Source organism: Corynebacterium sp. MSK195 (assembly GCF_030228885.1).
GTDB lineage: Bacteria > Actinomycetota > Actinomycetes > Mycobacteriales > Mycobacteriaceae > Corynebacterium.
In genome coordinates, this window is sequence record NZ_JASPGT010000007.1 from 14,310 (window position 1) to 34,021 (window position 19,712).

Consider the following 19,712-nt stretch of genomic DNA (forward strand, 5'->3'; position numbering starts at 1 on the left):
CTTGTCTGTGCTGGTAAACGGGGAATTTTTGTGAAAGATTTTGTGCCCCAGAGTGGATTCGAACCACCGACACCGGCTTTAGGAGAGCCGTGCTCTATCCCCTGAGCTACTGGGGCGGGGTTGCGTGTGCAACTTGGCTAATCATAGCAGTGGGGCAGGGGAGCCCCGAAATGGCTTAGTTGTCCGCCAATTCCTTCTGCTTATTGCGCACGGAGGAAGCTGGTGGGTTGGTCTCGTGGGTGCCATCGGAGTAGAGGACAGTGGGGATGATGCGGTTGCCGTCGTTGACGGATTCGATCCAGGCATTGATGTCGTCGGCGTTTTCACCCTCGACGTCGACAAGCTCGTATGGAGTTTCGGTGCGGTCCAAGTTCTTGATGAGCTTGGCGCAGAAGGGGCACCAGTCGGCGTAGAAAATGGTGACGTCGGAGTTGGTTTCGGGGGTTTGTACAGTCATTAGGCTGTATCCTTTCGGTCGTAGGTTAAAAAGCGGTACTTGATGGGGAGGTCGCTGGCCTCTTTGTCCGGCAGCGCGAGGTGGCCCTTGGCGGAGGTGAGCCAGTCGGTGCTGTGGGCCAGGCCGAACTCCTCGGGGATGGCGGGGGCGTAGATGGATTTATCGCCGTAGGTGCTACCGATATTAACGCCCATGAGGGTGACCTCAATGCGGTCCACTTGGTCCAAAGTAGCGGTGTAGATTTGGCCGCCGCCGAGAACCCAGGCGTCGGAAAGCGAGGGCATCGCGGTAAGCACCTGGGCGCCGGCGGACCACTGGCCGGGCGTGCGGGAGGAGAGCACGTAGTTCTCGCGGCCGGGAAGCGGGCGGAACTTGGGGTTGAGGGACTCCCAGGTTTTCCGTCCCATGATGACCGGCGCGCCCATGGTCACGTCCTTAAAGTGCTTGAGATCCTCCGGCACGTGCCAGGGCATCTGCTCGCCATCGCCAATGATGCCGTCCAGGGACTGTGCCCAGATTGCGCCCAACATTAGACGGACACCTGCGCCTTGATGGTGGGGTGGGGGTCGTAGCCCTCAATCTCAAAATCGGTGAAGTCATAGGAGAACATGTCTTCCGCCTTGTGGAGGTTGAGTTGCGGGTAGGGGCGCGGCTCGCGGGAAAGCTGTTCTTTGACCTGCTCCACATGGTCGTTATAGATATGGCAATCGCCGCCGGTCCAGATGAGCTCGCCCACCTTGAGGCCAGCCTGCTGGGCAAACATGTGGGTCAGCGCCGCGTAGGAGGCGATATTAAAGGGAACGCCCAAAAACATATCGGCCGAGCGCTGATAGACCTGCATAGACAAGGTGCCATCGGCCACGTAGAGCTGGAAGAGCAGGTGGCAGGGCATCAGAGCCATCCTGTCTAGCTCCGCGACGTTCCATGCAGAGACCAAGTTGCGGCGGGAATCCGGGTTATTCTTCAGAGTGTCGAGCGCCTGCTGGATCTGATCGATGTGCTGCCCGTCCGGGGTGGGCCAGGAGCGCCACTGCACGCCGTAGACTGGGCCCAGCTCGCCGTTCTCATCCGCCCATTCATTCCAGATGCGGACCTTGTTGTCCTGCAGGAACTTGATATTGGACTCGCCCTTGAGGAACCACAACAGCTCGCCCAACACCGCATGGAAGTACACCTTCTTGGTGGTCAGTAGCGGGAAGGACTCGGCCAGGTTATAGCGCAGCTGCGCACCAAAAATGGAGCGCGTGCCGGTGCCGGTGCGATCGCCTTTGGGGGTGCCGGTCTCTAGGACCTTCTTCAGCAGAACCTCATACGGGGTCTCAATCATGCGCACTAGTTTAGAATACGCCGTGCTCCGCGGCAAAGGCCTGGGCGTGCTCCAAGATTTCATCCTTCAGCTCGGGGCGGCAGATGAGGATATCCGGGATGAACGTGTCCTCATTATTGAAGCGAATCTCGGAGCCGTCGAGGCGGCAGCAGTGCAGGCCGGAGGCTTGGGCGACGCCCACTGGGGCGGCCTGATCCCACTCGTACTGGCCGCCGGCGTGGATATAACCGTCATAATCGCCAAGCAGCACGTGCATGGCCTTCGCGCCCGCGGAGCCGACGCCCACAGTCTCATAGCCCATCTTCTCCGCGATGTAGCCGGCTACCTTGGGCGGGCGGTTGCGGGAGATGACGAACTTCTTAGACAGCGGGCCGGTGACCGCGCGTACGTCCGAGGACTTAAAGGTAACGCCGAGATCCGGCAGGCCCACCGCCGCGTGGATGGGGATGCCATTTTCAACGAGGGCAATGTGTACCGCCCAGTCCTGGCGGCCGGTGGCAAATTCTTTGGTGCCGTCGAGCGGGTCCACGATCCACACGCGGTCCTTCTTCAAGCGGGCAAGGTCATCGGCGGCTTCCTCAGAGAGCATGCCGTCCTGGGGGCGGTGCTGCGCGAGGACGCGGGCGATCCATTCTTGGGCGGCTTCATCGCCGGCGTCGCCAAGCGAAAGGCCCCGCAGCAGGCCCCCGTTGCGCACACCCTTTAGGATCTCACCGCAGCCCTGGGCGAGGGAATTGGTCAGGCGGGAATCAGAAATCTCGACGGTCATGGTGCCCACATTACAACGCGGACTAGAGTGTGGGCATGCCAGAAAACATCCTCGACCGTTTCCGGCCCCAAGTAGCGCAGTGGTTTAGGGATGTATTTGCTGCTCCTACCGCCGTGCAGGCGCAGGCCTGGGAGAAGATTTCCCGCGGTGAGCACGCCCTTGTGGTGGCTCCTACCGGCTCCGGTAAGACGCTCGCCGCGTTCTTGTGGGCGCTGAATAATTTGGTCGAGCGCGAGGGCCAGCTGGCGCTGCCGGTGGGCTCAGGAACTGCTGGCTCCGCCGCCGGGGTGAAGGTGCTGTATATTTCGCCGCTCAAGGCGCTGGGCGTGGACGTGGAAAATAACCTGCGCGCCCCGCTGACCGGCATTGCGCGCACCGCGGAAAACCTAGGGCTGGACGTGCCTGATATATCAGTAGGCGTGCGCTCGGGCGATACACCGTCTGCCGAGCGTGCACGCCAGGTGCGCAAGCCGCCGGATATCTTGAGCACCACCCCGGAGTCGGCCTATTTGATGCTGACCTCCAAGGCAGCGGGGATTTTGAAGACGGTGGATACCGTCATTATCGATGAGATCCATGCCTTGGCCGGCACCAAGCGCGGCGTGCACCTGGCGCTGACTTTGGAGCGCCTGCAGCAGCTGGCAGGGGACTTCCAGCGCATCGGTCTTTCTGCCACCGTGCGGCCGTTGTCTGCGGTATCGAATTTCTTGGGCGGCAACCGGCCGGTGGAGATCGTGGCCCCAGCCGCGGAAAAGAAGTGGCAGCTGGACGTGCATGTGCCGGTGGAGGATATGTCCGATCTCCCCACGCCGGAGCAAGGCTCCACCATTGGGGAGATGACGGTGGATGATGCGATTGGCATCAGCTCTCCTTCTGTGGATGAGTCCGCGCTGCCCACGGCCAAGTCCATCTGGCCGTTTATTGAGGATGACCTCTATGCGGAAATCATGGCGCATCGCTCCACGCTGGTATTTGTCAACTCCCGCCGCACGGCAGAGCGGCTGACCAGCCGGCTCAATGAGCTCTATGCGGCCGAGCACGATCCGGAATCGCTCTCGCCGGAGACTCGGCGCGACCCGGCCCAGCTGATGAAGCAGGTCGACGTCGCAGGCAAGGCCCCGGCCGTCATCGCCCGCGCCCACCACGGCTCGGTGTCCAAGGACGAGCGCGCGATGACAGAGACGATGCTGAAAGAGGGTACACTTAAGGCCGTAGTGGCCACGAGCTCGCTGGAGCTGGGCATCGATATGGGTGCCGTGGAGCTGGTGGTGCAGGTGGAATCGCCGCCCTCGGTGGCCTCCGGCCTGCAGCGCGTGGGCCGCGCCGGGCACTTTGTGGGCGCGGTATCGCACGGCTCCTTTTATCCCAAGCATCGCGCGGATCTGGTGCAGTCCACGCTGACGGTAGCGCGCATGCGCGCCGGGCTCATTGAAGAAATGCATACCCCGCGCAACCCGCTGGACGTGCTGGCGCAGCAGACGGTGGCAGCCGTGGCCGCGGCCGGGGACGATGGGCTCGATGCCGATGAGTGGTACGAGATGGTCCGCCGGGCCTGGCCCTACCGCGATTTGGCGCGCGAGGTCTATGACTCCGTGCTGGACCTGGTCAGCGGCGTGTACCCGTCCACGGACTTTGCCGAGCTCAAGCCCCGCGTAGTCTATGACCGTGTAGCGGGGGTGATGACCGCGCGGCCTGGTGCCCAGCGGGTAGCTGTCACCAGCGGTGGCACGATTCCGGATAGGGGCATGTTTGGGGTATTCCTCTATACCGGTTCGGGCGAGGGCTCCGCGGGCGCCCCGCGCCGGGTGGGCGAGCTGGATGAAGAGATGGTTTATGAGTCCAGAGTGGGCGATGTGTTCACCTTGGGAGCTACCAGTTGGCGCATCGAAGACATCACGCGCGACCAGGTGTTGGTCACGCCCGCACCGGGGCATACCGGGCGCCTGCCGTTTTGGAATGGTGATGGCGCGGGCCGCCCCTATGAGTTGGGCAAGGCGCTAGGTGAGTATCGCCGTGAGGTCTTTTCCTCGCCGGAGACAATCGCGGACGCCGACGATAATGCGCGCTCCAATATCGTGGCTTACCTGCAGGAGCAGAATGAGGCCACCGGTGTCATCCCGGATGAAAAGACATTGGTGCTCGAGCGCTTCCGCGATGAGCTGGGGGACTGGCGTGTGGTGCTGCATACCCCGTTTGGCCGGCCGGTGAACTCCGCGTGGGCACTTGCGCTAGGCGCCCGAGTGGGCGAGCGCACCGGCATGGACCCGCAGGCGGTGGCCGGCGATGACGGCATTGTGCTGCGCCTGCCGGAGGCAGAATCCGAGCCCGATGGATCAATCTTTTCCTTCGATGCCGATGAGATTGCCGATATCGTGGCCGAGCAAGTGGGCAATTCCGCGCTCTTTGCCTCCCGCTTCCGCGAGTGCGCGGCCCGCGCGCTGCTCTTGCCTAGGCGCAATCCCGGCAAGCGTGCGCCGCTGTGGCAGCAGCGTCAGCGAGCCGAGCAGCTTTTGGACGTCGCCCGCAAGTACCCGTCCTTTCCCATCATCCTGGAGACGGTGCGCGAGTGCGTCCAGGACGTCTACGACGTTCCTGCGCTCACGGAGGTCATGCGGGAGCTGGGCCACCGCCGCATCCGCATCGCGGAGGTCACCACCGAGCAGCCTTCTCCCTTCGCCTCTTCGCTGCTATTTAACTACACCGGCGCGTTCATGTACGAGGGCGATTCCCCGCTGGCAGAAAAGCGCGCGGCCGCCCTAGCCCTCGACCCAGCGCTATTAGCCAAGCTGCTGGGCACGGTAGAGCTGCGTGAGCTGCTCGATCCGGAGATCATCGCCGAGGTCCACGCCCAGCTCCAGCGCACCGACCCCTCGCGCCGGGCTCGTACCACCGAGGAGGTGGCGGACGTGCTGCGCGTGCTGGGGCCGGTTCCCGTCGACGAGCTGGGCGAGCACACCGACGTGCCGGTATCCGCCCTGGACCAGCTGCGCACCCGGATTATGCGCGTGCGCATTGGCGGGCGCGAGCACCTAGCCCAGGCCCAGGACGCACCCCTGCTTCGCGACGCCCTGGGTATCCCCATTCCTCCCGGCATCCCCGCCCAGGTGGCCACCATTTCCGATGCCCTGCCACAGCTGGTCTCGCGCTGGGCGCGCACCCGTGGACCGTTTGTGCTGCGCGATCTCACCGAAGCCTTCGGCATTTCCGTCTCCGCCGCGCACACCGTCCTTGGCACGCTCGATGGGGTAGTAGAAGGCCGCTACCGACAGGGAGTGGAGGAGCAGGAGTACTGCGCCGCAGCGGTGTTGAAGACGATTCGCTCGCGCTCGCTCGCCGCAGCTAGGGCTGCCACCGAGCCGGTCTCGGGCGCTACCTTCGCCCGCTTCTTGCCGGAGTGGCATAGCATCGCCCCGGCCGGCAAGCGCCCCGCGCTGCGCGGGGCGGATGGCGTCTTTTCCGTCATCGAGCAGCTCGCCGGGGTGCGCCTGCCCGCCTCTGCGTGGGAATCGCTCATCCTGCCCGCCCGCGTGGGCGATTATTCTCCCACCATGCTCGATGAACTCACCTCCAATGGCGAGGTGCTCATCCTAGGCGCCGGCAAGGCCGGTGCGGCCGACCCCTGGATCATGCTGCTGCCCTCGGACTATGCCGCCCAGCTCGCCCCGGAAACCGATGCCGAGGGGGTAAGCATGCTGCAGCGCGCCATCCTCGATGTCCTCGGCCGCGGCGGTGGCTTCCTCTTTGCCGATATCGCCGCCGAGGCCCCCGGTACCACCGAGGAGACCCGCGAGGCCCTCTGGGGGTTAGTAGAGATGGGCCTGGTAAGCCCCGATTCCTTCGCGCCGATACGCACCCGGCTGTCATCCGGCGGCTCGCGTTCAGGCCGCACCGCGCACCGCTCGAAGCGCCGGCCTACCCGCTCCCGTTTGCGCATGGGGCGCACCTCCTTCGCCCAAGCGCAGAACGCTACGGCGGCGCAGACTCCGCCCGATGTCATGGGCCGGTGGTCGCTCGCGGTACCTGCCGCCACCGATGCCACCTCCCGCTCCGTCGCCCACGGCGAGGCCTGGCTCGACCGCTACGGCGTACTCACCCGCGACTCTGTCGTGGCCGAGGACGTGCTCGGCGGTTTCGCGCTGGCCTATAAGGTGCTCTCCGGCTTCGAGGAATCCGGCAAAGCCATGCGCGGCTACGTCATCGACGGGCTCGGCGCCGCCCAATTTTCCACGCCCGCCATTATCGACCGCCTGCGCGGCCTAGCCGATTCCCCGGACGTGACCGGCTGGCCCTCTGGCACCACCGAGCCCGAGACTTATGTCCTCGCCGCCTGCGATCCGGCCAACCCATACGGTGCGGCTCTGCCCTGGCCGCAGCGCGACGACGCCGACGGCAAGGCCACCGGCGGGCCCACCCGTTCGGCCGGTGCGCTGGTAGTGCTTATCGACGGCCTGCCCATCGCCCACCTCACCCGCGGCGGCAAAACCCTCACCACCTTCCTGGAATCGCTGCCGGGTGGTATCGACCCGGCGGAGGTATATCCCCGCCTGGTAGGCGCGCTCACGGATATGGTGGCAAGGGGAGCGCTGTCCCCGTTGGTTATCGAAAAGTGCAATGGCAGTCCCATTCATAAGACCGATGCCGCCGCCCACCTGCGCGAAGCCGGTGCTGGAATTACGCCTAAGAGCGTGCGCATCTCCGCTCGCGCCGCCGCCCCGCGCACCCCGCGCGCAGGCCGCCGGGCATCCGAGGCCATCGAAGAACTCAGCTTTGATGATCCACCGCCGGCTCCGCGCAATAATGGTGGATTCCGTCCGCGCGGCGGGTACCGCCGCTAAAGATCCACAGGAGGTGTTATGCCCGAAGGCGATTCCGTCCTGCAGCTATCCAACCGACTGCAGTTTATGGCCGGCCGCGAGGTCACCGGTTGCTCCGTGCGCGTGCCGCGCTACGCCACCGTTCACCTCGATGGCATGGTGTGCGAGCGCGTCTGGCCCTACGGCAAGCACCTGTTTATGCAATTCGACCAGACCATCGTGCACACCCACCTCAAGATGGAGGGCACCTGGGCTATCCACTACGCAGGCGATCGCTGGCGCAAGCCCGGACACACCGCCCGCATCGTGCTGCAGCTGGCCAACTCGCCGCGCGATATCGAGGTCGTTGGCCACCAGCTTGGCTTCGTGGATATCTATCCCGCCGACCACTACCACCAGCGCATCGCCCACCTTGGTCCGGATATTCTTGACCCCCACTGGGACCGTGAAGAAGCCCTGTGCCGGCTCAACTCCCGGCCCCAACGCGCCATCGGCGCGGCGCTGCTCGATCAGAAGGTCGTTGCAGGCATCGGCAATGAATACCGTGCCGAGGCCTGTTTCTTGGCCGGCGTGCACCCCGCCACTCCAGTAGCCGAGGTCGATACCGCCCGCATCCTCGATATTTCCCGGCGCATCATGTGGGCCAACCGCACCTCCCCGGTGCGCGTGACCACCGGCGTGCGCCGCGCCGGGGAGACGACCTATGTCTTCGGGCGCAATCGCAAGCGCTGCCGCCGCTGCGGCACCTTCATTACCAAGGGCGCACTCGGCGGTGTGGATGCCGGCGGCGATGAAGGCGAACTCGAGCGCATCATCTGGTGGTGCCCACATTGTCAGCCACTTCACCCCGCGCACTAAGACTCCCGCGCTAGTGTGGGGGACATGCGTACCTTTCTTAACATCGTTTGGTTTATCACCGGCGGGTTCCTCCTAGCCCTTGCCTATTTCCTCTTTGGCATCATTGCCTGCATCTTCATCGTCACCATCCCCGCGGGCGTGGCGTCGTTCCGCATGGCTAATTTCGCCCTGTGGCCATTTGGCCGTTCGGTAGTGCAGCCAGTCAAGGGCAGCGGCTCCATGTCCACCTTCTCCAATGTCGTCTGGTTCGTCGTCGCCGGCCTGTGGCTGGCCATTGGTCACGTAACCACCGCGGCGGCACAGGTAGTGACCATCGTGGGCATTCCGGCCGCGCTGGCCAACCTGAAGATGATCCCGGTGACCTGCTTCCCGTTCGGCCGCAAGATTGTGGACTCTGATCACATCCCCTTCGGCTGGGAGCCGATGGTCAAACTCTAGCTTCAGCTCACGGGTTCGTTTCAGTGGCGCAGGCAGTAGCAGGCGAGGACTGCTTACGCGGCTCGGTGCTGCACCTGGCGATGCCGCCAGTATGTCGGCAAAGAGCTTTTAGTCGTCGAAGTCTGTGCCTGCCGCTTGGGCTTGTTTGAGCTTTTGCTGCAGCTGGGGTGTGTCGCTGAACAAGTCAGTGAGTTGCTTCTTGAGTAGTTGCAGGGTGGCGGCAGTGCCGATGAGGCTGAACATGCCTGCTTCGCTGTCAAACTCGATGCCGTCGGTGGAGATATTGGATTCAAGCAGTAGCTGTTGGGCTAAGTTTTCGAGGAAGTAGCCGTTGGGGTTGTGTCCGGCTTTCACTATGGTGCTCACGACTTCTTCTGGCATGGCGTCCGGGGCGGCGAAGAGGGTAGTCATGCCGTCGAGCTCGGCGAGGTGGAATAGTGGTTGGCCTTCTTGAGGTGTCTCAGCAGTCATAGTGTCTTGTTCCTGTTCTTGATTGTCGCTGAAGTCGGGGTGGGTGGGCCGCGGGGTGTCGATCAGGCCGTGGTGGGAGAGCGCATCCTCTAGCGCGAACTCAATATGAAGGTCCTGGAGTAGACCCGCAGGCATGAAGTAGGCCCCATCGGGAGCTTCGTCAGCTGTTCCGCCTTGGGGAGGATTGGTGTCATGAAGGGTGTATTCAATATGCCTTTCTTGCTTGGGAATAAAAGTTCCGAGCTTGTCTGTCGGTAGCGATTCTGAGCTTGGGACGAACGCTTGTTCTTCTGGGGACCATGGAAATGACGACCGGTAGTTAAAGTAGCGATCAAAGGGGACAGGATGTGGCGAATTCTTGTCTTTTACTGGGTAAAAATCGCCACCCTTTCGGAAATCACTTTTGATGATTTGAAGGGGTGGAATAAGTAATTCATTCTTTTCAACAAGCGGGTACCACGTGGTGTCTTTGATATCAGAAACAATTGCCCGATAAGGGTGGATCATCGCGGCTGCGCCGAAGAATGCTTCTGTGGAGACTACGCCGACGGGGATGTATCCGAGGGTGGTTTTCATCAGGTAAAGCTGTCCGGCTTTGGGACGGCTGCCTTTAGGGGAATCGAAGACTAATTTGAGTGCCATTTTCTTTCCGCCTCGAGAGTTTCTATAAGGTCTTCTTCTTCCGCGGAATCCCATAGGATTCGACCTTCGTGCCCGATAAAAGATATGGCGTAGGCCGATTCGGGGATAGTGGCGAATCGGGAGGCAGAAAGCCATTGAAATTCTGGTGCGATACGAAATTCATCGTTCCTTACCGCTTTGCGCAGGAATTCAATTTGGTTGTCGAGGAGTGCTGGTCCCTTGAGGCTTAGATAGCGGTTGAACTGTTTGAAATTTGATGGGCAGATGACGTCGAGAAGACCCGCTTGGTCATCGTCGATCATGTCTAGAACATCTGGGTCTGTCGACTCCTGGTAGCGCTCGGCCTCATCGACTATGGGGGTTACATCAAGGTCGTTGGCGCCGAGATTGATGGCGATGGCGAAAAACTGTCGCGTTGCGGGGTCTTCGAAACTTGCAGTCGCAAGGGGCTTAAGTAGTTGGATGATGTGGTTGAGCTGTTCTGGAGTCGAGCGGCGTATGATCTCTTTGCGCCAACCCATTCCAAGGGCTGGGGCGTCAGGCAGTACTTGTTTGGTGAGGTCCCACACTTTCTCATCGACACCAGCCACCGGTAGCACTGGGGATACTACTGTCTTTTCGGTCCCTTGGGGAACGCTTAAGCGAGATGAACTGCTCGGACTGTAGTTAGCGCGATACTCACTAGAATCAGTTGTGCTGGGAAATGCCACCTCAATAACATCGAGATATGAGTAATAGTCGCGGTTCATCCAAGAAATGCTGACTATTTCATCATCTTCGATGAAGAACGTAGTCCAATGCTCGTAGAGAACGATTCTATCGTCGTCAACCATTGAAAAGGGAATTGAGGCCTTTTCTAGTTCTGCGCAAAACTCTTTTGGAACTAATTTCAGCGGGATGTCATAAAAGGAATCCGGATTGATAACTTTTTGGATACCAATTTCCGCGATTACACCGTCCAGTTCTTCGATAGTGGTTGGCCGGGCAGGATCTATGAATTCTGCTTGGCCAACATGGCGCACGATGTTATCTGCTGGGGTGCTGAAATAAAAAGTTATTTCGTGAGAAGTTCTATTCGAGAGGTTTCCCAAAAGAGCATGGGCGTCCTGCGAAAAAGAGAATTGAGGGGGTGGACTTGACTCGAAACGCATTTCTCTCCATTTCGGGAGTAATCGATCTGGTTGACACTCGGGACGGGCCCTGTGTGCAATCGAGCCTACAGTCATCGTTCATTATGGACTGTGGATATTGAGTGAACATCCTGTGCATACTGTATGAAAAAATCCTCCCGGTGGGCCGGGAGGACGTCGCCAAGCAGTGCTTAGCGGTGGTTGCGGTACCAACCGATGAGCTCGTCGGTGGATTGGTCGCCGGATGCGGCCTCCTCCTTACCGGAGACAGCCGGCGCCAGGTCATTAGCCTGCTGCTTGCCCAGCTCCACGCCCCACTGGTCAAAGGAGTTGATATCCCAGATAACGCCTTGGGTGAACACGATGTGCTCGTAGAGGGCGATGAGCGCGCCGAGCACGGCGGGGGTCAGCTCCTCAGCCAGGATGGTGGTGGTCGGGCGGTTGCCCGGCATGACCTTGTGCGGCACGACGGCCTCGTCTACGCCTTCGGCCGCGATTTCTTCTGCGGTCTTGCCAAAGGCCAGCACCTTGGTCTGGGCAAAGAAGTTGCCCATGAGCAGGTCATGCATGGAGCCGGAGCCATCGGCGGTGGGGAAGTCCTGCTTCGGGCGGGCAAAGCCGATGAAGTCCGCCGGGATGAGGCGGGTGCCCTGGTGCATGAGCTGGAAGAAGGCGTGCTGGCCATTGGTGCCCGGCTCGCCCCAGTAGATTTCCCCGGTGGACGGGGCGGTAACCGCGGTGCCATCGCGGCGCACGGACTTGCCGTTGGATTCCATGGTCAGCTGCTGCAGGTATGCCGGGAAGCGGCCGAGGTCCTGGGAGTAAGGCAACACGGCGTGGGTTTGGGCGCCGAAGAAGTTGGTGTACCAGACACCGAGGAGGCCCATGAGCGCCGGGACGTTTTCTTCCAGGGGGGTGGTGCGGAAGTGCTCGTCCATGGCGTGGAAGCCCTCGAGGAAGCGCATGAAGTCCATCGGGCCGATGGTGCACATGAGGGAGAGGCCAATGGCGCAATCTACGGAGTAGCGGCCGCCGACCCAGCTCCAGAACGGGAACATGTTCTCGGTGTCGATGCCGAACTCGGCTACCTTCTCCGCATTGGTGGATACGGCGACGAAGTGCTTGGCCACGGCGGACTCGTCACCATCGAACTGCTCGATGAGCCAGCGGCGCGCGGCGTGCGCATTGGTCAGCGTCTCCTGGGTGGTAAAGGTCTTGGAGGCGATGATAAACAGGGTGGATTCTGCATCGAGGCCATCGAGCGTGGCAGCCATATCGGCCGGGTCCACGTTGGAGACGAACTCGGCGGAGATGCCAGCGACCTCGTAGGAACGCAGCGCCTTGGCCGCCATGGCCGGACCAAGGTCAGAGCCGCCGATGCCGATGTTGACCACCTTTTTGATGGTGTGGCCGGTGTGCCCCAGCCAAGCGCCGGAGCGCAGCGCAGTGGCAAAATCGCGCATGCGGCCCAAGACCTCGTGGACATCGGCGGCGACGTCCTGGCCGTCAACGCTCAAGTCATCTTCGACCGGGATGCGCAGCGCGGTATGCAGCACGGCGCGATCCTCGGTGTTATTGATGTGCTCGCCGGCGAACATGGCATCGCGGCGGGCCTCAAGGTCGGCGGCCTTGGCTACCTCAACCAGCTGCTTGACGATGTCCCCGTCGATCAGGTTCTTCGACAGATCGACGTGCAGCCCGGCGGCGTCGAAGGCGAAGTTGCGGGCGCGGTCTGCATCGGCGGCAAAAAGCTCGCGGAGGTTGAGGTCCTTCTTCTCCTCATATACCTTCGCGAGCTCGCTCCACTGGGCAGATGCGGTGATATCCATGGTGGTAGGCCTTTCTGGCAACTAGCGCATTGGCAACGTGTACCCCTCCCACCGTAGTCCAGAAAGAGCCACCGCGTCGGGCCGTCTTAGAGGATGAGTGCGCCTACCCAACCGGCGATAAGCAGTGGGATATTGAAGTGGATGAAGGTGGGAATGACCGAGTCGCGGATGTGGTCGTGCTGTCCGTCCGCGCCGAGACCCGCGGTAGGGCCGAGGGTGGAGTCGGAGGCGGGAGAGCCGGCGTCGCCAAGCGCGCCTGCAGTGCCAATAAGCGCCACGGTGGCCGCGGGGCTAAAGCCCAACGACATGCACAGCGGCACATAGATAACGGAAATAATGGGCAGGGTGGAAAAGGACGAACCGATGCCCATAGTGACCACGAGGCCCACCACCAGCATCGCGCCGGCGGAGAGGACCTTATTGGTGCCAAAGAGGTTGGCGGTGGCATCCACCAGCGGGCCGACCTCATCGGTAGCCGTCATGACCGAGGCAAAGCCCTGGGCGGTGATCATGATGAAGCCGATGAGCGCCATCATCTTCATGCCATTGGTAAAGACGTCATCCGCGTGCTTCCAATCCACCGCGCCGGTAAGCAGCAAAATGCCCAGGCCAGTCAGCGCGCCGACCATGAGGCCATCGGACTCGAAGTCGAGGGTCTGCATGACAATCTGCACCGCAAAGGTGGCAATGATGGCCACGACGGAAACCCACACCTTATAAGCAGAGGGGGCCTCTTGGTGCTCCTCAGCCGTGATGGGCAAGTTTTCATAGTCGCGCGGCTTGCGGTAGCTAAAGAAGATGGCGATGAGTAGGCCGGCGAGCATGCCGAGCGCCGGTACGCCCATGACCTGCATGATATTGATATCGGAGGTATCAAGCCCCGCCTGCTGGATATTAAAGAGCAGGATGTCATTTAAGTAGATGGAGCCAAAGCCCACCGGAATGAACATGTAGGTCGTGATAAGGCCGAAGGTCAGGCAGGTGGTAATCAGCCGGCGGTCCAGACGCAGCTTATTCATTACCGTCAGCAGCGGCGGGATGATGAGCGGGATGAAGGCAATGTGGACCGGGATGAGGTTCTGGCTCATCACGGCCATGGCAATGAGCCCGAGGATGAGCATCCACTTGGTGGCCAGGGCGGCCTTGGGGTCTGCTTCGCCGCTGCCGCCGAGCTTGCGGATGAGGAAATTAGCTAGAACCTGGGGCAGCCCGGCCGAGGCCACGCCCATGGCAAAAGCTCCCAAGAGGGCATAGCTCAGGGCAATCTTGGCGCCGCCGCCCAAGCCGTCTTGGAAGGCGACCATGGTGGCATCGAGGCCCATGCCTGACAGGAGCCCGCCGACGATGGCGCCTAGGAAGAGCGCTACCACCACATGCACGCGCAGGAGGGCGAGCACGAGCATGACAATGACGGCGACGAGAACTGCATTCATGCTAATTCAGGGTACTGCATAGTATCGGCTGGCCAGTAATTATTCGGCTAACCCAGCCGGCCGCGCCCCATGCGCAGCAGCGCCGAGGCGATGGTGGGTCCTTCCTCACCGAGTTCATCGCGGAACTGATTCAAAATGGCGATCTCGCGGGTGTGGACCAGGCGGGTGCCGCCGGAGTTCATGCGGGTGCGGCCAATGGCCTGGGAGACTTCCGTGCGGCGTTTAGCGGCATCCAAGATGATGCGGTCCATGCGGTTGATTTCTTCGCGATACTGTTGGATCTCCGCATCAGATAGGGGATCATCCGTGCCCGAAGGCGTGCGGATGTCCAGGCCGTTATCGACGATGTCCTTGTTATCTTCTGCGGTCATAAGACCATATTGTGCCACCCGCCCGCGCAAAAGGAAATAGCAGCTCGCACGGCGGATACGGGGCGTGTCCGGTGGGGCTAGTAGGTTGGAAGGCATTATGAACGAAAACTCTCCTTTTAGTCCTTCCCCGTCCACCGGCGGCGCACCCACACCAAGCCCCTTTGGCGGCTTCGGTGCACCGCGCGCAGCGAGCCCGCAGCCCGAATCCCCCGATGCCTTGACCGAGGGCCTCAACCCACAGCAGCTGGAGGCCGTTACCCACTCGGGCAGCCCGCTGCTCATCGTGGCCGGCGCCGGTTCTGGCAAGACCGCCGTGCTTACTCGCCGCATTGCCTATCTCATGCGCCATCGCGGGGTGAATCCGTGGGAGATCCTCGCCATTACCTTTACTAATAAGGCCGCTGCGGAAATGAAGGAGCGCGTGGGTGGGCTGGTAGGCCCAGTGGCCGAGCGCATGTGGGTATCTACTTTCCACTCCATCTGTGTGCGCATCTTGCGCCAAAATGCGCAGCTGGTGCCGGGTCTTAATACCAACTTCACCATTTATGATGGCGATGATGCCCGCCGGCTATTGTCCATGATTGCTAAGGACTTGCAGCTGGATCTGAAGAAGTACACCCCGCGCGTGCTGGCCAATCAGATTTCCAACCACAAAAACGAACTCATTGGGCCCGAATCCGCACTGGAAAAGGCGCAGCAGACCAAGAACCCGTTTGAGACCACCGTGGCCCAGGTATATGCCGAATATCAGCGCCGCCTGCGCGCGGCCAATGCCGTGGACTTTGATGATCTCATCGGTGAGGTGGTGCGGATTTTCACCCAGCACCAGCAGGTGGTGGATTTCTATCGCCGGCGCTTTAAGCACGTGCTTATCGACGAGTACCAGGACACCAACCACGCCCAGTACGCGCTAGTTGCCGCGCTCGTGGGCAGGGGAGAGCTCGGACCCGAGGCCCCCGAGCTGTGCGTAGTGGGCGATTCCGATCAGTCCATTTATGCCTTCCGCGGCGCGACCATCCGCAATATTCAAGAATTCGAGCGCGACTACCCGCAGGCGCACACCATCTTGTTGGAGCAGAACTATCGCTCCACCCAGACCATTCTCAATGCGGCCAATGCTGTTATTGCCAAGAATGAGAACCGCCGCGAGAAGAATCTGTGGACCGCCCACGGTGAGGGCGAGCAGATCGTAGGCTACGTTGCCGATAATGAGCATGATGAGGCGCGCTTCATCGCCTCTGAAATCGACTCCCTGGCGGATAAGGGCCGCAGCTATTCCGATATCGCGGTCATGTACCGCACCAATAACGCCTCCCGTGCGCTGGAAGATATCTTTATCCGCTCCGGAATTCCGTACAAGGTGGTGGGTGGCACGCGCTTTTATGAGCGGCGTGAAATCCGCGATATGGTGGCCTACCTGCGCATCTTGGATAACCCGGACGATACGGTGAGCCTGCGCCGCATTATCAATGTGCCCAAGCGTGCCATTGGTGACAAGGCGCAGGGGCATATTGCCCTCCATGCGGAAAACCACGGCATTAGCTTTGGCAAGGCGCTTGCCGATGTCCCCCGGGGCGACGTCCCTGGCCTCGGCACCCGGGCCATTAACGCAGTAACCAAATTCAACGACATGATGGAGGGCATCCGCAATCAGATCCCGCCCATGCGCGATGAGGTTACCGGCCAGCCGGATTTGGGCGAGCTGCTTTCCGCCATTTTGGATGCCACGGGATACAAGGCGGAATTGGAAAATTCGAATGATCCGCAGGACGGAGCGCGTCTAGATAACCTCAACGAGTTGGTATCGGTGGCGCGCGAATTCACCTCGGAGGCGGCCAACCAGCTTGCTGCATCCGGTGCGGATGCAGTGGACCCCTCCGAGCTAGTAGAGGAGGGCGAAGCCGCGCCCGGTTCGCTGCAGGCATTCTTGGAAAAGGTGTCGCTGGTGGCCGATGCTGACCAGATCCCAGATTCCGAGACCGGTGTGGTCACCATGATGACTCTGCACACCGCCAAGGGCCTTGAGTTCCCCGTCGTCTTTTTGACCGGCTGGGAGGATGGCCAATTCCCGCATATGCGCTCACTGGGTGACCCGAAGGAACTAAGCGAGGAGCGCCGCCTCGCCTATGTGGGCATTACCCGCGCTCGCGAGCAGCTGTATCTTACCCGCGCCATTTTGCGTTCGGCGTGGGGCAATCCGGTGACCAATCCCGCCAGTCGCTTCCTCGGCGAGGTCCCAGAAGACCTCATCAACTGGCGGCGCGAAGACTCCGATAGTTCCCTGACCGGCGCGTGGGGCGAGGACGACTACCAATATGGTCGTTCCTACGGCCGCGACTGGTCTGGTTGGGGCAGTGGTGGTTCTCGGGGCGGATCCCGCGGTGCAGGGCGCGCTGCGTCTTCCCCATCGCAGCGCACCAGCAAGCCGGCGGCGACCTCGATGCCTAAGAACAATAACCTCAACCTAGCCGTGGGTGACCGCGTCAATCACGCCAAGTACGGGCTCGGAACTGTCATTGAGACGTCCGGCTCCGGCAAGCGCGCCACGGTCACCGTGGACTTTGGTTCTTCCGGTAAGGTCCGGCTGATGCTCATCGGCGGAGTGCCGATGGAAAAGCTTTAGACCGAAATGCCGCGCTCGTTGAACCAGGAAACTGGGTCAACGGGGGCGCCTCCGCCTGGGTGAATTTCAAAGTGGAGGTGCGGGCCAGTGGAGTGGCCCTCGTTGCCAATGCCGGCGATTTCCTGACCCGCGGTCACGCGCTCGCCCACATTTACCTTGAGCAGGTCTGCCGGCATGTGACCGTAGACGGAGATGGTGCCGTCATCGTGCTGGATGCGGATCCAGTTGCCAAAGCCCTGCGCTGGACCGGAGTTGATGACGGTGCCGTCCATGACCGCCAGAATCGGGGTGCCCACGGAGTTGGCTACGTCGATGCCGTTGTGCATCGTGCCCCAACGCTGGCCAAAGCCAGAAGTAAGTGTGCCGGAGGTAGGAAAGACCACGGTATTGCCGGCGGAGTCCTTGCCGCGCTTGGTGGTGAGACCGGAGTGGTTTCCTTGCGGGGCAAAGGCTTCCTTCAATCCCGGTACAGAACCCGGATCCAAGACGATATTGACGCCGCCGGATTCGTTTCCATCTACCTGCGGAGTAGCCTCGCCGTTCAATACGCCTACGGTGGTGGTGGCCAGGCCAACAAGGGCGTCGACCACGCCGGCGTTATCTACATTGGTAGCGGTGGGCTCGGAGGAGCCGTCCGATACGTCCACGCTAGCCACTGGCTCTGCAGCAAAAGCGGTGGTGCCGGTAGCAAGTACGGTGCCAAGCGTAACGATGCTCAGCGCCACGTTCTTGCGTGCGCGGTTCATGCGCTTCATAGTTAAAGTCCTTTTCATGGCTGTGCATGGTCTTAGGACGCCCAAATCCTATAGAGGATGGCGTCTTTGAACTGCCAACCGCGACACGCCGAAAGCCGAAATGCTTGCGCTCGTAATCGCTCGTGGCAACGAGTTAAAGGTAGCCCGCTCGAATGGCCCGCGCAATCTTAAAAAACGCTGGTAGCGGCGGAAATATTTCGAAATCTTTCGAACATGCCAGCTTGTTGCGCGTGTTACGAATGTGATTAGAGTGGCGTCTGTAAAGTACTGGTTTAGGGTCTGGGGGTAGACTTCGGGGGTGGTTGTGTCGCTCTGGGGATAGCGTGTCGCGTTCAGGGCCAGTGATTGGCGAAAATGTGCATTTACCTGCGACAAGCCTGCGTACTGGACTTGCCTGTGTGGTGCAATATGTGCTGTGGGCCCAGTGGTGGGGCGCTTGCCTTGGCGAGGCTTGCCTTTTGTGGGTGGCGCAATGGGAATGTCGGGACGCCCCTGAGGAGTCTTGGGAAGGATGGCTGTAGCCTAGGTGGTCGGGAGCTGTCGCTGGTGCCTTGGGCGAAATTGTAGACATGAAAAAGCGCCGCAGGGAAAGCCACTGCGGCGCTTAACAAGAAGGTATTGGGGTGGGCCTTAGAGGTCGATGCCTCGCTCGGCCAGCCAAGGCTGCGGATCGATTGCCTCGCCACCGTTTGGGTGAACTTCGAAGTGGAGGTGGGAGCCGGTGGAAAAGCCCATCGAGCCCATGCCGGCAATCTTCTGGCCGGCGTGCACATGCTCGCCAACGGCAACGTCAAGAGTTTGCATGTGACCATAAACGGTCATGGTGCCGTCGTCGTGCATGATGCGGATCCACTGGCCAAAGCCGGAGGCTGGACCGGAGTCGATGACCGTACCATCCATGACGGCAAGGATTGGGGTGCCGGGAGAGTTGGCGATGTCGACGCCCTTGTGGAAGGTGCCCCAGCGCATGGCGAATGGGGAGGTGAATGCGCCTTCTGCAGGGCGGGCAACGGAAGGTGCGCGAGCGGCTTCGTCGGCAGCTGCACGCTCTTCAGAAGCCTGGATGGCTTTGTTGAGCTGATCGGTCAGATCGGCAACTGGCTTAGCCTCAGCAACGTTGAGGATCTGTGGGGTGGTATCAACCGGAGCCGCAGCAGCATCCTCAGCTTGGGTGGAGTCAGAGGCGAGCTCGAAGTCAACGGACTGCGTCTTGGTGGTGGCCGCGTCATCGGACTGGATGTTTGCGGCGGCTGCGCCACCAACGCCGGCCGTGGAAACTGCACCTGCCGCAACCGTCATTACGGCAATGCGGCCCTTCGCGGTCTGCGAGGTGACAATCTTGCGATGGCGGCCGGCGCCACGCTGAACTTTGCTTCGCATTAGGTCTTCTTTCGTCATTTTCACAATCTGCGCAGAACGAGTGTTACGTCCCCACCGAGTTAGTTACGAGATTGTGACCTTCTTGTTACCAACGAGATGTAACAGTAGCGTCTCGAAAAGATAACAGCAACCCAAATTAAAGAATTTTCAGGCTCGCCTCGGGGAAATTGTCCACGAGCAGGCAACATGGGGCACACGGAATGTTATTAGTGCGATAAAGATCCCACGCGAGCTCCGCGTGCGTCACGCAAAACTAGCGGCCTTTTCCTTCATAGTATTACAGCCAGAGTTAAGGGTGTGAAACCAGGGTAGATTTTATACTCCTTATATATTTGTATAGCCCAGGTACAGGGGTTGCCGCCGGTGATTTTGCGAGTGCCTCGTCGCGCCACCCCGATTTCACTTCCGGAAGGTG

At 61.0% G+C, this 19,712-nt stretch carries 15 protein-coding genes and 1 tRNA gene; 4 read left to right on the top strand and 12 right to left on the bottom strand.

The annotated features are described in order from the left end of the window. Positions 1-43: 43 nt before the first annotated feature. The 5 genes from QP909_RS07940 to QP909_RS07960 form a co-directional block, all read right to left on the bottom strand. Positions 44-116 (bottom strand) — tRNA-Arg (locus QP909_RS07940). A gap of 59 nt (positions 117-175) precedes the next feature. Further along, positions 176-457, bottom strand: coding sequence for a glutaredoxin domain-containing protein (locus QP909_RS07945; RefSeq protein WP_284766832.1), 282 nt, complete (start codon positions 455-457; stop codon positions 176-178). Next, a complete protein-coding gene (locus tag QP909_RS07950) occupies positions 457-987 on the bottom strand; it encodes a dihydrofolate reductase (protein ID WP_284766833.1) in 531 nt (176 codons plus the stop codon). Before QP909_RS07950 ends, QP909_RS07945 begins: the two co-directional genes overlap by 1 nt. Then, positions 987-1,784, bottom strand: coding sequence for a thymidylate synthase (locus QP909_RS07955; RefSeq protein ID WP_284766834.1), 798 nt, complete (start codon positions 1,782-1,784; stop codon positions 987-989). The genes QP909_RS07950 and QP909_RS07955 overlap by 1 nt, the downstream gene beginning before the upstream one ends. Before the next feature lie 10 nt (positions 1,785-1,794). Next, positions 1,795-2,553 (bottom strand): 3'(2'),5'-bisphosphate nucleotidase CysQ, encoded by a 759-nt coding sequence (locus tag QP909_RS07960; RefSeq protein ID WP_284766835.1) that lies wholly within the window; start codon positions 2,551-2,553, stop codon positions 1,795-1,797. Positions 2,554-2,588: 35 nt separating this feature from the next. Here QP909_RS07960 and QP909_RS07965 point away from each other — a divergent pair, with 35 nt between their 5' ends. Genes QP909_RS07965 through QP909_RS07975 form a run of 3 tightly spaced genes read left to right on the top strand, consistent with a single transcriptional unit; the run spans position 2,589 to position 8,663 of the window. Then, positions 2,589-7,388 (top strand): ATP-dependent helicase, encoded by a 4,800-nt coding sequence (locus tag QP909_RS07965; RefSeq protein ID WP_284766836.1) that lies wholly within the window; start codon positions 2,589-2,591, stop codon positions 7,386-7,388. Positions 7,389-7,406: 18 nt separating this feature from the next. Beyond that, entirely contained in the window at positions 7,407-8,225 is an 819-nt protein-coding gene (locus QP909_RS07970; protein WP_284766837.1) for a DNA-formamidopyrimidine glycosylase family protein, read from the top strand. Positions 8,226-8,249: 24 nt separating this feature from the next. After that, positions 8,250-8,663: a YccF domain-containing protein gene (locus QP909_RS07975; RefSeq protein ID WP_086588638.1), complete on the top strand. Its 414-nt coding sequence runs from the start codon at positions 8,250-8,252 to the stop codon at positions 8,661-8,663. A gap of 108 nt (positions 8,664-8,771) precedes the next feature. On the opposite strand, the gene QP909_RS07980 is transcribed toward QP909_RS07975, so the two are convergent. The 5 genes from QP909_RS07980 to QP909_RS08000 all read right to left on the bottom strand — a co-directional run bounded on the left by QP909_RS07980 (position 8,772) and on the right by QP909_RS08000 (position 14,539). Next, positions 8,772-9,776 (bottom strand): Imm51 family immunity protein, encoded by a 1,005-nt coding sequence (locus QP909_RS07980; RefSeq protein ID WP_284766838.1) that lies wholly within the window; start codon positions 9,774-9,776, stop codon positions 8,772-8,774. Further along, a complete protein-coding gene (locus QP909_RS07985) occupies positions 9,761-10,927 on the bottom strand; it encodes a hypothetical protein (RefSeq protein WP_284766839.1) in 1,167 nt (388 codons plus the stop codon). The genes QP909_RS07980 and QP909_RS07985 overlap by 16 nt, the downstream gene beginning before the upstream one ends. A gap of 170 nt (positions 10,928-11,097) precedes the next feature. Beyond that, positions 11,098-12,735: a glucose-6-phosphate isomerase gene (gene pgi / locus QP909_RS07990; RefSeq protein WP_284766840.1), complete on the bottom strand. Its 1,638-nt coding sequence runs from the start codon at positions 12,733-12,735 to the stop codon at positions 11,098-11,100. A gap of 86 nt (positions 12,736-12,821) precedes the next feature. After that, positions 12,822-14,168: a Na+/H+ antiporter family protein gene (locus QP909_RS07995; RefSeq protein WP_284766841.1), complete on the bottom strand. Its 1,347-nt coding sequence runs from the start codon at positions 14,166-14,168 to the stop codon at positions 12,822-12,824. Between the two features lie 47 nt (positions 14,169-14,215). After that, positions 14,216-14,539, bottom strand: coding sequence for a chorismate mutase (locus QP909_RS08000; protein WP_005323805.1), 324 nt, complete (start codon positions 14,537-14,539; stop codon positions 14,216-14,218). A gap of 97 nt (positions 14,540-14,636) precedes the next feature. Here QP909_RS08000 and pcrA point away from each other — a divergent pair, with 97 nt between their 5' ends. Further along, on the top strand, positions 14,637-17,162 hold the full coding sequence (pcrA, locus tag QP909_RS08005) for a DNA helicase PcrA (protein ID WP_284766842.1): 2,526 nt from the start codon (positions 14,637-14,639) through the stop codon (positions 17,160-17,162). Here pcrA and QP909_RS08010 read toward each other — a convergent pair. Beyond that, the gene (locus QP909_RS08010) at positions 17,159-17,917 is read right to left on the bottom strand and encodes a M23 family metallopeptidase (protein ID WP_284766843.1); all 759 of its coding nucleotides are present in this window, start codon (positions 17,915-17,917) and stop codon (positions 17,159-17,161) included. The genes pcrA and QP909_RS08010 overlap by 4 nt on opposite strands. A gap of 630 nt (positions 17,918-18,547) precedes the next feature. Further along, a complete protein-coding gene (locus QP909_RS08015) occupies positions 18,548-19,297 on the bottom strand; it encodes a M23 family metallopeptidase (protein ID WP_239279230.1) in 750 nt (249 codons plus the stop codon). Positions 19,298-19,712 lie beyond the last annotated feature (415 nt).